This is a genomic window from Shewanella intestini (assembly GCF_018221465.1).
Lineage (GTDB): Bacteria > Pseudomonadota > Gammaproteobacteria > Enterobacterales > Shewanellaceae > Shewanella > Shewanella intestini.
Genome location: NZ_JAAIKR010000008.1, coordinates 31,950 through 45,890 on the forward strand (window position 1 = coordinate 31,950; position 13,941 = coordinate 45,890).

A 13,941-nucleotide genomic window follows, 5' to 3' on the forward strand; every position below is an offset into this window, starting at 1 on the left:
TTATGGAATATCCTTGATGCCAATAAAAACCAAAACAACCATCATCGCATTCACACTTGCGGCCATGTTTACTACCAGCGCATGTACCCATAACGCGACGTCTCAAGTTGAAACAAAGTCAGCAACGACAGCAGCCGTCACACAAACTGAATCGCAAAAAGCCAACGCTCTTTACCAAGAATTATTTATGGAAAGTGTCATGGCAAGCCCAATTTACCAAACCTATTTAGGCATCAAAAAAGATTACGACAAATGGGGAGATATCTCTGATGTCGAAACCGATAAATCAATCGCCAGAGCAAAAGCCAGCTTAGTCAAACTGAGTGCTATTGATGTCAGTCAGTTAGACAGTCAAACAGCACTGAGTTATACCCTATTAACAGAAAGCCTTGAGCAACAAATTGCTGACGACAAATGGCGCTACCACACCTACCCTGTCAACCAAATGTATGGTTTACATTCGATGGTAGCCTCGTTTTTAATTAATCAACATCAGGTGACAAGTGAAGCGGATGCCAAGGCTTATATTAGCCGTTTGACAGCCACCACAACCTTATTTAAGCAATTACAAACTGAATTAGAAATCCGTGCAGACAAAGGCATTATTGCGCCTAAATTTGTCTTTCCCTACGTTATTTCAGACAGCAAAAACATTATCACAGGTGCACCTTTTGACGATGGCGCTGACAGCACCTTATGGGCCAACATTAATCAAAAAGTCGCTAAATTAGACATTGCCGACAGCAAAAAACAAGCGTTACTCAATGATGCGAAAACAGCGTTAATTGAACACGTAAAGCCTGCATATAGCCAATTAATTACCTACTTAACTGACCTTGAAAAACGCGCTGATAATCGAGACGGTGTATGGAAACTGCCTGATGGTGATGCGTTTTATAACAATGCGTTAAAACGTACCACCACAACTGACATGACCTCGCAGCAAATCCATCAATTAGGCTTAGCTGAAGTGGCACGCATTCACACTGAAATGCGTCAAATTATGCAGCAAGTAGGTTACAAAGGCTCTTTACAAGAATTCTTTGCCTTTATGCGTGATGACAAGCAATTTTATTACCCTTCAACTGCCAAAGGAAAAGCCGCTTACTTAACCGACGCTAAAGCCTTTATCGACAATATGGAATCACGCATTGATGAAGTCTTTAAAATTAAGCCTAAAGCGGGCCTAGTCGTACGCCAAGTGGAGGCCTTTAGAGAAAAGTCTGCAGGTAAAGCATTTTACGACCAACCCGCACCAGACGGTTCACGCCCAGGCACTTACTATGCCAACCTTTTTGACATGCAAGCCATGCCAAAATATCAAATGGAAGCACTTGCTTATCATGAAGGTATTCCCGGCCATCACATGCAAATAGCGATTTCTCAAGAACTTGAAGGCATTCCCATGTTCCGTAAGTTTGGTCGTTATACCGCTTACAGTGAAGGTTGGGGACTTTATGCGGAATACTTCCCTAAAGAAATGGGATTGTATCAAGATCCATATTCAGACTTTGGCCGTTTATCAATGGAACTATGGCGTGCTTGCCGCTTAGTTGTTGATACCGGTATTCACACTAAAAAGTGGACTCGTGAACAAGGCATTGCCTATTACGTTGACAACACACCTAACGCTAAATCTGACGCGGTTAAAATGGTCGAACGTCATGTCGTCATGCCATCACAAGCAACCGCGTATAAAATTGGTATGATCAAAATTCTTGCACTTAGAGAGCATGCAAAAGCGCAATTGGGTGATAAGTTTGATATCCGTGACTACCATACATTAGTGCTAAAAAATGGCCCATTGCCATTAAACATACTTGAGCAACAAGTTGAACAATGGATTAAAAGCGTTAAAGACGATAGCCAAACCTAGCCTTTAGTGCGCCAATGTAAAGGCTTTATCGTAAGGTTAATCTTAAAACATGTCGCGTAAAGATAAAGCCAATTGAAAATCCGATGAACTCACTCATCGGATTTTTTTATTTGCAACTTCCCCCAGTCATATTGCCCAATAGTACTCAGGTTCATTAAGCATTCGCTTATTGCCAATAAGCCCAAAGCCACAAAATATCATCCTAGGAATTTGCAGTATTTGAAGTATTTGAAGTGTTTGAAGTGTTTGAAGTGTTTGAAGTGTTTGAAGTGTTTGAAGTGTTTGAAGTGTTTGAAGTGTTTGAAGTGTTTGAAGTGTTTGAAGTGTTTGAAGTGTTTGCAGTGTTTGAAGTGTTTGCAAGAAGGACAACAAAAGCAGTAAAAAAACACAAAAAATAGCCCCAGAAAAAATCTGAGGCACCAAAATTAGGAAACTGGTTTTAAGGCTAACATAGGTAAAATACTTAAAAACCTGTTAGCTATGATTCAAAATAGCTTGAAGCCGATTTGTCTCTTTCAAGGAAGGGGTCATTTCTTGGGAAAGTCAGCAAATCTTTTAAATCATCGATGCGCATTGTATTGAATAAAGAACAACACACAACGGAAAAAACGAAAATATGCGATACACAATCAAGTTATTAATGAAAAAACTGTTTTCTAAAAATAGTGTAAATATCAATAATTAATAGCATTTTTCAATGCGGCCTTATACAAAGCCATTACTCATTAAGGCCACTTAATTCCCCTGCCTTTATGATTCAAACCAGACAGTTGTCTTTGATACATTCAACATTTGCGTGACTCATTTTAACTAGGATGTGAAAGCGAAAGCCTTATGCTGCAAAAATCCAACAAAAAAACCACGGCTTCTGCGTGGTTTTTATCTTTTTCATATAAATGCGACAACTAAGTGACTCAGTTCGGCTCGTTACTTACGTCGTTTATACAAATGCTCCATTTTAGTATCCCAATAAGGTGGGCTACCAATATGGCCTTTAATAAAGTCAATAAATGCACTGACTTTAGGTGCTAAATGCTTACGGCGAGGATAAACAGCTTGTAAAGGCAGGTTATTGGTTAATTGCCATTCTGGTAATAATGGTACTAACGTCCCTTTTTCAATTTCATCGTCAAGCAAGTAACTTGCTAGGTAAACAACCCCAAGACCACTTACTGCAGCAGACTTAAGTGCAGGTGCGTTATCGACTCTGAAGTTGCCTGAAACGCCAATTTCGCAATAGTCATCGCCTTTTTTAAACTGCCAGGTACTGTGCTCATGCCACTCACCTTGGTACACAAGGCAGTTATGATCAACAAGCTGTTCAGGGCGGCTTAACACCCCATGTTTTGCCACATATTCAGGCGATGCCGCTAATAAAAATTGGCATTTCATTAATGGGCGCGCAACCATACCTAAAGGTAACTGTTCTGACATGGTGAGTAGCAGGTCTAAACCTTCACTTACAACATCAACTTTATGGTCAAGTAAGCTTACTTGAAGTTCAAGCTCTGGGTTTTTTGCCATAAATTCAGGTAAAGCGGGGATGATATGCATAGTACCAAATGACTGAGATATCCCCACTTTCAACACACCACGGGTGGCGTCATTGAGATTATGAACACTTGCGACAGCCTGCTCGGCATCACGTAGTAATTCTTCACCTTGAAGATACAGTAAATTACCCGCTTCGGTTAAACTTAAGCTTCGAGTTGTACGCTGTATCAGCTGCACTCCAAGCTTATGTTCTAAGTCGGCAACTTGCGTACTCACCTTCGATTTCGATATACCCAAGCGCCTAGCTGCGGCACTAAAACTACCAGCTCTGGCTACGTGGGTAAAAATTGCAATTGGTTCTAACAGTTCTAACATGGAAGTAGCCTTAAATTGATTACGACACAAATATGATATCGAGTAGCTAACACCTTTCATTTAACGAGTGGTCAACTCGGCTGACAAATGTTTCAACATATCGTCATAAAAGGTCTAAACATTTTCTTAATGATTATTCGTAATAACTAACTATTTCGGATATTTAAGATATTTTTCTTATAATTTTTATGAGTATAACAAAAAAAGGTCTAATAGCTCCATATTTATAATTGACAATTTCTATAATCGAACAAAGAAATATTCGCGGTGTTTTGCGTGCAACCTGCAATGCAAAAAAGCCGTTCATTAATCGTTAAGCCTAAAAATGACACATGCTTGAAAACAAAAAGCCCCCGATACTGTGGATAAAGTATCGGGGGAAGGTCAGGTATATTTTAAACAACATATATCTAGGGAAGTTGCACTACCAAACGCGCTTTATTCAGAAATCGCATGATGTGGATTTTGGGTAGTTAATACATATGGCGCTAATTGAGGAATTTCAGTCCGTAGATTTTGCTCCATAACCAATAGTGACTCAAAATCATGACAAGCTTTATCCGTTCTGGCTTCAATATCTTGTGATTGTGCCGCGACTTGTTGCTCAATGTCTTGGCCGACGTTTTCCATTTTTTGGCCAAAGGCTTCCATCTTTTGCTCAAAACTACCGCCTTGCGACGATAACAACTCGCCGCCAAGCTTCATCATAATGGTACCAATAGAGTCACTCATCACCTGCTCTATTTCTTTCGCAAATTCGTCATTAAAGGCTTTACCCATTGTTGACTCAGTTGCGCCAAGAAAAAACCTGTCGCCTTGTTGGTAGGCAGCCTTGTCAATACGTTGATTAATTCCTGCCATTAACTTATCTATCTGGCTGCCAGTGGCATCACCGAGCAATGGCGTTAAGGCTAAACTCACTGAGTGAGTCGCAAGTTCGACTACATCACCAATAAGCTCAATCACTTCAGGGATTTGCTGTGACATCGCATCGGCATAATCGTTAACCAACGCTTGTTGTTTCGCCGTTAGGTTGACTTGCTTGTTGTTGACATAAAGTTTGCCAAGCTCGATACGATATTGCTCTTTACCTGCTTCACTAATTTTTACCTGTTTAGGCTCTACAGTTATGTCATAGTTTAACGACACATTACATTGTTCATCGTTTAGTGAGAGCTTAGCCATCGCTGGCGCGGCAAAGACACTTGTCAATACTAACCCTGTTGTTGCAACAAGTGCTGCCCAGTTTTGCTTAGTCATTGTTTATTTCCTTTTGATGCTTCAATCCAATTGTTACTTAGATAAAGCACACACTGTGCCAAAACGAATAAACCTATAATAAACAGTAGCTAAAAAGTTTTTATCACTTTACTTGGGTTTGCTAGATTGTCATTTAGGCTAAAAATTCAATTTTTAACCTCACGATGAGTGAAATTAACCAAACGTCATTTCCCCATTGTGGCAGCCAATAGCGTGTCGCAAGTTATGTTGTATAAGCCGCTCGTATGCGCTTAATTTTAGGCAATGACACCGAAACGATATTGGATTACATCGCTTACAGAGATTGTAATAATTGAAGTGCTTATAAAATTTGATGTGTTGTTAAATTGCTGCCTTTTAGGATTGAATTAGGGCAGTGTTTATAGATTGTCGACTAATCACTTGAGTGAATTTTGATTAACTGAATAGCTAGATATTTGAAATTTAATTCATTGAAGAGATTAGATAGGCTGTTGGCTGTTTGGCTGTTTGGCTACCCCATAAGCAATAGCAAGCACAATTAAAAAATAGAGCGACCTAATTGCTGGCAAACATGTTCTAACATTGCTGTACCGGCTAACGAATTACCATTGTTATCGAGCTCTGGCGACCACACACAAATAGACATATCACCGGGGATCACCGCAATAATACCACCGCCAACACCGCTTTTTCCCGGCATGCCGACGCGATAAGCAAACTCACCCGCGCCATCATACAAACCCGATGTGGCTAACAATGCATTTAATTGCCGAGTTTGTACCGGAGTAATTAACTGTTTACCTGCTAAGGTTTTGCCACGATTAGCTAAATAGAACATCGATCGTGATAAGTCAGCACAATTCATCCGCATTGAACAATAATGAAAATAACTTTTAAGCACGGTATTCACGTCGCCATTAAAGTTACCAAATGACTTCATCAAATACGCAATGGCTGCGTTTCGGGCACTGGCTTGATATTCAGAATGCGCGACCACTTTGTCGTAACATAAACTTGAATTGCCGCTAATTTCTCTCACTTTATCTAGCATTCTGTGCTTAGGCGCACTTAACCTAGCTTGCAGTAAGTCAGCAATCACTAACGCACCAGCGTTAATAAACGGGTTACGCGGCTTGCCACGCTCTAACTCAACCTGTACTAATGAGTTAAAAGAATGGCCTGAAGGCTCTTTACCCACCCGTGACCAAATCTCATCCTCTTGATAAAGATTCAGTGCCATTGTCAGGCTAAAAACTTTAGAAATACTTTGAATAGAAAAGGGTTCAAGGTAATCACCCGCACCAATGGTGGTACCGTCAATTGATGTGACAGCAATGGCGAGTTTATTTGGGTTTACCTCAGCAAGTGCGGGAATATAATTGGCAACTTTGCCTTGCCCCAAAAGCGGTCGAACAATGTCGACCGCATCTTGTAGTAATGCGATTTCAGGCAAGCTGATTAATCCCAGTACAAGTCATATAACGCACTTGTTTTTACGTCAGTGACTGGCTGAGTTGCCCAAAAATCATTAACCGCTTTAATATCATCATCGGTACATTTGCCAATGGTTTGAGTTGCAATAATGCCTTCCCAACCTTTATGTCCGCCACCATGGAAGCCTAATTTGCGTGCTTCAATGACATCATCAATGAACTGATCGACAATTTGATCGATTTGAGTTTCACTCACGCTATCTTCAAACGTCCAGTTCACGTCAAAACCAAACTCTTGGAACTCATCTACACGTAACTTTTTACGCAAACGACGGCTACGATTCTTGGCCATGTTTTTCTCCTATTATGATGTCAATTATTAAGCTGTTTTTTCAAACATGATGTCCCACACGCCGTGCCCTAAACGGTGACCACGTGCTTCAAACTTGGTTAATGGGCGAGTGTCAGGGCGCTCGACCACGGTACCATCTTTAGATTGGTTTTTATAACCTTCACAGGCATTCATGACTTCAAGCATATGCTCGCTGTAGTTTTCCCAATCGGTCGCCATGTGGAACACACCGCCCAGTTTTAATTTACGACGAATTAACTGAGCAAATTCTTGCTGCACAATACGGCGTTTGTGGTGACGTTTTTTATGCCAAGGATCTGGGAAGAATAACTGCACTCGGGCTAATGAGCCATCAGCAATGCTATTTTCAAGCACTTCCATCGCATCATGGTGATAAACGCGTAAATTGGTTACCCCAGCTTCACCCGCATCGGCTAGACATGCACCCACACCCGGTTTGTGCACTTCAATACCAATAAAGTTTTTCTCTGGCGCGTCAGCAGACATTTCAACCAAAGATGCACCCATACCAAAGCCAATTTCAAGCACGGTATCAGCCTCACGACCAAACACCTCTGTTAGGTTTATTGCCTCAGGGGTGTAGTCTAAGCCCATTGTTGGCCAATGTGACTCAATAGCTTGTTGCTGTCCTTTGGTTAAACGGCCTTCTCTTAAAACAAAGCTTCTCACTTTGCGAAGGTATCTCCCTTCTTCATTGAATTCCGCTGTGGTTACATCGCTCATTTGGGCCTCATTTATCATTAGCTGAGTTCTTGTCGCTAATCATAGTCAATTTATTTCGGTAATCAGCCATTATACTCAAACTCAAACCGCTTATGGTAGTACCCAATAACAATATACCTGCCTCTTGTGCAAAAGCATCGAGCTGGATACACTGCGCCCATGAAACTGACCTCTTCTTTTGCAAACCGTATCACCCAATGGTACGACCTACACGGGCGTAAAACCCTACCTTGGCAACATGATAAAACCCCATATAGAGTGTGGGTATCGGAAATCATGTTGCAACAAACCCAAGTGGCGACGGTTATCCCTTATTACCATGCTTTTATGAGCCAATTTCCCACGGTGACCGACCTTGCCAATGCGCCACAAGATGAAGTCTTGCACCTGTGGACCGGCTTAGGTTATTACGCCAGAGCGCGTAATCTGCATAAAGCCGCTCAACAAGTGCGCGACCAACATCAAGGTCAGTTCCCGACTGATTTTGAACAAGTGTTAGCCTTGCCAGGTATTGGCCGTTCAACCGCTGGGGCAATTTTGTCTTTATCTTTAGGTCAATATCACCCAATTTTAGATGGCAATGTAAAACGTGTGTTGTCACGTCATCAAGCTGTTGAAGGCTGGCCAGGCAAAAAAGCAGTTGAACAAACGCTGTGGCAAATCGCTGAAAAAGTCACCCCAAAGCAACATATTCGACAATTTAACCAAGCAATGATGGATATGGGCGCAAATATTTGTACCCGCTCAAAACCCAAATGCGCGCAATGCCCTATTGCAGTTGACTGCCAAGCCCAGCGCCAAGGTCGTCAACAAGCATTTCCCGCTAAAAAGCCTAAAAAGACGATTCCCGCTAAACAAGCATGGATGTTGGTGATCATTGACCCACAAAATGATGCTCAAGTGCAATTAATTCAACGGCCACCGACTGGCATATGGGGCGGCCTGTGGTGCTTCCCTGAATTTGACAGCCAACTGGCGATGACTCAATACATAGCGCAGCACAATTTAACCTCGTACAATGAACAGCTTAGTGGCTTTAGGCATACTTTTAGCCATTTCCATTTAGACATTACGCCAGTATTAGTCTCGGTTAACACGCCAATGAGCAGTGGTTCATTAATGCCTCACGAGACAAAGGTCATGGAACAATCTTCCGTGCTCTGGTATAACATCAATCAAAGAGCGAAAGTGGGCTTAGCAGCCGCAACAGAACGTATTTTGGATAACTTATCCGCTTTACTGCCTCACCTCGCCAATCGTTCTCATTAAGGAGTAATCATGGCTCGTACAATCAACTGCGTTTATCTTAATAAAGAAGCAGACGGCTTAGACTTTCAGCTTTACCCAGGTGAACTTGGTAAGCGTATTTTCGACACTATCAGTAAAGAAGCTTGGGGGTTGTGGCAAAAGAAACAAACCATGCTAATCAACGAAAACAAGCTTAATATGATGAACGCTGATGACCGAAAAATGCTTGAAGAAAACATGGTTAAGTTTTTATTTGAAGGCCATGAAGTTGAAATTGAAGGCTTTGTACCACCTACCGATGAAGACTAAAACAAGCATACGTTTTAACAGTTAAGATTAAAGCTCGCATAGACTTATTTGTTATGTGAGCTTTTTATCGTTTAAGTAAGCACCTACTTACCTTGATTGTACCCGCTGTCTTAATCCGCACTAATGACCTAACAACATGCGCTCGCTAATGTTAATCAAACAAGCTCCATATTTTGACGCTGCGTTATCAACCCTAAATTGCTCTAAAAAATTCATCCGTTTTTAAAGCGATATCAAAAAAACACTAGTCAACAAAGCAACGATAGTTTACATTTTAATCACAATGTAAGCGGTTACATTTTGTGGTCAGATAATATTTATAAGTCATTATCTAGGGAAAAATCGCTTGTTTTTTTGTCATTTAAAACGATGGATACGTTAATAATGCAATCAAATAACAACGATAACAGCTTAACGTCTAACTCAATGCAGCCTAACGCCACATTACGTTTAAGTGAAAAAGTGGGTTACGCCATGGGAGATGTAGCCTCTAACTTTTATTGGCGAGTATTTGACGTTTTTTTATTTATTTTCTACACCGACGTATTTGGTATTTCCGCTGCAGCCGTTGGCACCATGATGTTAGTGACTCGGTTAATTGATGCATTTTCAGACCCATTAATGGGTGCGATTGCCGACAGAACCCGCAGCCGTTTTGGCAAGTTCAGGCCATACTTATTACTCGGCATAGTGCCGATTATAGCCGCCGGGGTACTGACCTTTACCGTGCCAGACTTAAACGACAACGGTAAGTTAATTTGGGCTTATGCCACTTATATTTTTATGATGTTGGCTTACACCTTTATCAATGTACCTTACGGCGCATTACTTGGAGTCATGACCTCAAACAGCCAACAGCGAACTACCTTAACCAGCTTTCGATTTATTGGTGCGTTTTCAGGCGGCACTTTAGTGGCATTTTTAACCCCTGAATTAGTTAATTGGTTAGGCAGTGGTGATGAGCAGCTTGGCTGGCAATTAACCATGATGGTTTATGGATTAGTGGCAGCGGTATGCTTTAGCATTAGTTTTTTCACCACCCAAGAACGCATTAGCCCCCCGCGAACCAACGCAGCTCAGTAAAACAAGACATTCGCGATCTACTTAGCAACAAGCCGTGGTTAGTTTTATTTTCATTGGCACTGATCATTATGCTAACCATCACCTTACGCGCTAGCACCGGAACATTTTATTTTAAATATTATGTCGGCCGCGAAGACCTCATCGGCAGTTTTACCGCCACTTACATGATGGCTCTTGCCATTGGCGCAGCTAGCACACCTTTGCTAACTAAATTGATGGATAAACGGCGACTACTTATTACCTTAATGACCTGTGTGGCCATTTTGTGTTGCGGGTTTTACTTTATCGCGCCCGAACAAATTGTGTTGATGTTTGTTATGCAGGCATTAATTGGCTTTTGTTTAGGGCCAAAGTCGCCATTGGTATTTTCAATGTATGCCGACACCGCAGATTATGGCCAGTATCAACACGGTCGTCGCGCCACTGCGATGATTTTTTCTGCCGCAGCGTTTTCACAAAAATTGGGCGGCGCAATTGCTGGCGCGATGATGGGATGGATTTTATCTTCCATGGGTTATGTCGCCAATCAACAACAATCTAGCGATTCTCAATTAGGGATCGTATTACTTAACACCTTAATACCCGCCATATTTGCCATTATCGCCGTTTGGGTGATCAGTCGTTACAGCTTAAATGAGCAAAAAATGCAGCAAGTCAATCAAGCTCTTTATCCGCCCAATAATTCATCGGTTTCATCAAGTAGCTAAGTCTTTAGTGTGTTAACGCAACCTTGTTTGTAACCATGTGATTTAAATTGCCAAATTGAGAGTGACAATATGATTGAGTACCATTTAAATGGTGATGTAAGCCTAAATAGTCCAACAAAAATGCCTGATGCGGGTAGTTTTTTGTGGAACAAACACATGATGATCCAAATGAATTGTCGCGGTTATGCCACCGCACAATTTATGCAACCAGAGCCGGCAAAATATGCCCATGGCCCTAATATCGAGGCCACCACGTTCATTCAACCTGAGCACCCTTATTACAGCCACCATCCGGGGCGGTTTTTCTATATAAAAGACGAACAAAACCAACACGTGTTTTCGGTGCCGTATGCACCGGTAAAAAAAACGCCTGATGAATTTCATTTTATTGCCGGAAAATCAAAAATTCGCTGGATAATCGCCCAGCAGCAATTATTAGTAGAATTAACTCTTACCTTGCCATGTGATGACGTTGCCGAGTTATGGCAAATTAACCTCACTGACATGTCGGGAAAAGCCAGAAAGTTGAGTTTATACAGTTACTTTCCAGTGGGGTATAAATCATGGATGAATCAGTCGGCCTATTACGACGACAATTTAAACGCCATTATCTGTGAAAGTATTACCCCTTACCAAAAAGTTGAACACTATTTTGCAAATCAACGCCACAAAGACTCAACCGTGTTAATTAGCGAGTTTGCAGCCACCAGCTTTGAAACCCGCCAAGCACAATTTGAAGGTGAAGGTGGGCTTAACTTTCCCGACGGTGTATACCAAACTCAGTTGCAACGGGGGTTAGCTAAATACGAAACCCCAACTGCTGCCATGCAGTTTGCTATTGAATTATCCGCCAATAGCCAATATCAACAACATTTTATCTTTGCGCCTATTGAGTCTGCCGAGCAGGCAATACAATTAAAACAGCAATATATGGGAGCAACACAATTTAAACGTGCAAAAGCCCAATACCAAGATTACATAACATCAGGCCAAGGCTGCATACGCATTAACTCCCCCGATGCTGACATTAATCAATTTGTTAATCATTGGCTACCAAGGCAGGCGTTTTATCATGGCGATGTCAATCGCTTATCGACTGATCCACAAACCCGCAACTATTTACAAGATGCCATGGGGATGGCTTATATTAATCCACAAACTAGTCAGCAAGCATTTATCACCGCCATAAGTCAGCAATACCACAGCGGCGCAATGCCTGATGGTATTCTATTGCATGAAAAAGCCAGCCTTAAATACATTAACCAAATACCACATAGCGATCACTGTGTATGGCTTATCATCTGCCTACAAGCATATTTAAACGAAACCAATGACTATGCATTGCTATCATTAAAGCTGCCTTTTAAAGACAGCACTGAGCAAGTGTCGGTATTTGAGCACATCACTCTTGCTATTGAATGGCTGTTATCGCAGCGCGATAAACGCGGGTTAAGTTTTATTGCCCAAGGTGATTGGTGCGATCCGATGAACATGGTGGGTTACAAAGGTAAAGGCGTGTCCACTTGGTTGAGTTTGGCCACCGCTTATGCCCTTAATATTTGGCGAGTCATTGCCCTGCAGCAACAAGAACACGAACTCGCCGCGCAGTTAGCGTTAGTTGCCAATGACATTAATCATTGCGTTAATCAGCATTGTTGGGACGGAGCTTGGTATCACCGAGGAATAACTGATGACGGCGTTGGGTTTGGCGTAAGCACTGACACTGAAGGGCGAATATTTGCCAACCCACAAAGCTTCGCCCTACTTGCAGGTGCAGCTGATGCACAACAAAAATGCAGTATTTACCATCAAGTAAAACAACAGCTTGCCACACCATTTGGCCTTATGATGTTGGCACCAAGTTACACCAAAATGCGCGAAGACATTGGCCGAGTCACCCAAAAGTATCCCGGCACAGCAGAAAATGGCTCAGTGTATAATCATGCCGCTATTTTCTACGCCTTTGCTTTACTCGAACAAGGTGATGGCGACGGTGCGTGGGAGGTCATCAGCAAAATGCTGCCTACAATGGACGAGGATGATTTATTGACCCGTGGGCAATTGCCTGTGTTTATTCCAAATTATTATCGCGGCGCGTATTACCAACAGCCCGATGTTGCGGGTAAATCAAGCCAACTTTTTAATACTGGCACGGTTGCATGGTATTACCGCTGCATTATTGAAAAAGTATTAGGTTTACAAGGCTGTCCTCAAGGGTTATTGGTAAAACCTAATTTACCGTCACATTGGCAAACCTTGAATGCCACGCGTGAGTTTCGCGGCGCAACATTTGAAGTGAGCTATCAACAGTTAAAAGGCCAAGCAACTGCCGATAGTCACTCCACCGCAGCGAAAAACGTTACCTTATGGCTTAACGGTGAGCAACTGCCAAAGCGCATTATTGATAACATACAACCGGGAGCGCATTACCAGTTAACGGTAATTATTGCTTAATCCCTTCAACAACGAGCGTTAGGTCTACATAAGCAGAAGCCGGCCCTAAGTCCATGCGCATATTATAATCTTTCATTTTAAAGCGTGTTGTACCGCTAAAACCGGCGCGATAACCGCCCCAAGGGTCTTTACCTGCGCCAATAGCTAACGCGTCGATACTTATCGGCTTCGTTACGCCATTAAAGGTCAAATCACCATTAATGGTAAATTTTTTATCACCTTGTTCGACCACAGAAGTTGAAACGAACGTCGCTTTTGGAAATGCCGCTGTATTTAAGAAGTCTTTACCGCGTAGGTGTTTATCGCGCTCAGCATGATTTGAGTCCACACTTTGGGTGTTAATGGTCACGCTGACCTTGGCGTCATTGATATTTTGCGCGTCAAAATTAAACTCGCCGGAAAATTCATTAAAACGTCCCATAACAAAGCTATAACCTAAATGGCTGACTTTAAATTGAATAAAAGCATGTGCCCCTTGAGTATCTATTTTATATTCAGCGCTTTGCACTGGCGCAGCGATAAAAACGCCACTCAAAACAGCTACTGATAACAACATTGCCGCTAAGCCCGTTGTTGATTTTTTATATAACTCCACGCCTTTATTCATATTCCATTCCTTTGTGT

General features: G+C 42.0%; 13 protein-coding genes. 7 read left to right on the forward strand and 6 right to left on the reverse strand.

Annotated features, from left to right (window positions below; genetic code table 11):
• Nucleotides 1–16 precede the first annotated feature (16 nt).
• Nucleotides 17–1,876 carry a DUF885 domain-containing protein gene (locus G3R48_RS09595; protein WP_153662772.1) on the forward strand — a complete coding sequence of 620 codons (1,860 nt, stop codon included), beginning with the start codon at nt 17–19 and terminating at the stop codon, nt 1,874–1,876.
• A 233-nt stretch (nt 1,877–2,109) separates the two neighbouring features.
• The gene (locus G3R48_RS09600; RefSeq protein WP_212593302.1) at nt 2,110–2,274 is read left to right on the forward strand and encodes a hypothetical protein; all 165 of its coding nucleotides are present in this window, start codon (nt 2,110–2,112) and stop codon (nt 2,272–2,274) included.
• 529 nt (nt 2,275–2,803) lie between these two features.
• Here G3R48_RS09600 and G3R48_RS09605 read toward each other — a convergent pair.
• The 5 genes from G3R48_RS09605 to trmB all read right to left on the reverse strand — a co-directional run bounded on the left by G3R48_RS09605 (nt 2,804) and on the right by trmB (nt 7,516).
• Nucleotides 2,804–3,745, reverse strand: coding sequence for a LysR family transcriptional regulator (locus G3R48_RS09605; RefSeq protein ID WP_153662775.1), 942 nt, complete (start codon nt 3,743–3,745; stop codon nt 2,804–2,806).
• Nucleotides 3,746–4,183: 438 nt separating this feature from the next.
• Nucleotides 4,184–5,005: a YggN family protein gene (locus tag G3R48_RS09610; protein ID WP_153662777.1), complete on the reverse strand. Its 822-nt coding sequence runs from the start codon at nt 5,003–5,005 to the stop codon at nt 4,184–4,186.
• Between the two features lie 520 nt (nt 5,006–5,525).
• Nucleotides 5,526–6,440, reverse strand: coding sequence for a glutaminase B (glsB, locus tag G3R48_RS09615; RefSeq protein ID WP_153662779.1), 915 nt, complete (start codon nt 6,438–6,440; stop codon nt 5,526–5,528).
• A 5-nt stretch (nt 6,441–6,445) separates the two neighbouring features.
• On the reverse strand, nt 6,446–6,772 hold the full coding sequence (locus G3R48_RS09620) for a 50S ribosome-binding protein YggL (RefSeq protein ID WP_153662781.1): 327 nt from the start codon (nt 6,770–6,772) through the stop codon (nt 6,446–6,448).
• A gap of 27 nt (nt 6,773–6,799) precedes the next feature.
• Entirely contained in the window at nt 6,800–7,516 is a 717-nt protein-coding gene (gene trmB, locus G3R48_RS09625; RefSeq protein ID WP_153662783.1) for a tRNA (guanosine(46)-N7)-methyltransferase TrmB, read from the reverse strand.
• A 159-nt stretch (nt 7,517–7,675) separates the two neighbouring features.
• Here trmB and mutY point away from each other — a divergent pair, with 159 nt between their 5' ends.
• The 5 genes from mutY (at nt 7,676) to G3R48_RS09645 (ending at nt 13,317) form a co-directional block, all read left to right on the forward strand.
• A complete protein-coding gene (mutY, locus tag G3R48_RS09630) occupies nt 7,676–8,785 on the forward strand; it encodes an A/G-specific adenine glycosylase (protein ID WP_153662785.1) in 1,110 nt (369 codons plus the stop codon).
• 9 nt (nt 8,786–8,794) lie between these two features.
• Complete coding sequence (locus tag G3R48_RS09635) at nt 8,795–9,073, forward strand: oxidative damage protection protein (RefSeq protein WP_153662787.1); 279 nt, start codon at nt 8,795–8,797, stop codon at nt 9,071–9,073.
• Nucleotides 9,074–9,457: 384 nt separating this feature from the next.
• Nucleotides 9,458–10,156, forward strand: coding sequence for an MFS transporter (locus G3R48_RS17350; RefSeq protein WP_267253686.1), 699 nt, complete (start codon nt 9,458–9,460; stop codon nt 10,154–10,156).
• Nucleotides 10,157–10,164: 8 nt separating this feature from the next.
• Nucleotides 10,165–10,863 (forward strand): MFS transporter, encoded by a 699-nt coding sequence (locus tag G3R48_RS17355; protein ID WP_323741256.1) that lies wholly within the window; start codon nt 10,165–10,167, stop codon nt 10,861–10,863.
• Between the two features lie 69 nt (nt 10,864–10,932).
• Complete coding sequence (locus G3R48_RS09645; RefSeq protein WP_153662789.1) at nt 10,933–13,317, forward strand: GH36-type glycosyl hydrolase domain-containing protein; 2,385 nt, start codon at nt 10,933–10,935, stop codon at nt 13,315–13,317.
• Here G3R48_RS09645 and G3R48_RS09650 read toward each other — a convergent pair.
• On the reverse strand, nt 13,307–13,873 hold the full coding sequence (locus tag G3R48_RS09650) for a YceI family protein (protein ID WP_153663007.1): 567 nt from the start codon (nt 13,871–13,873) through the stop codon (nt 13,307–13,309). The genes G3R48_RS09645 and G3R48_RS09650 overlap by 11 nt on opposite strands.
• Nucleotides 13,874–13,941 lie beyond the last annotated feature (68 nt).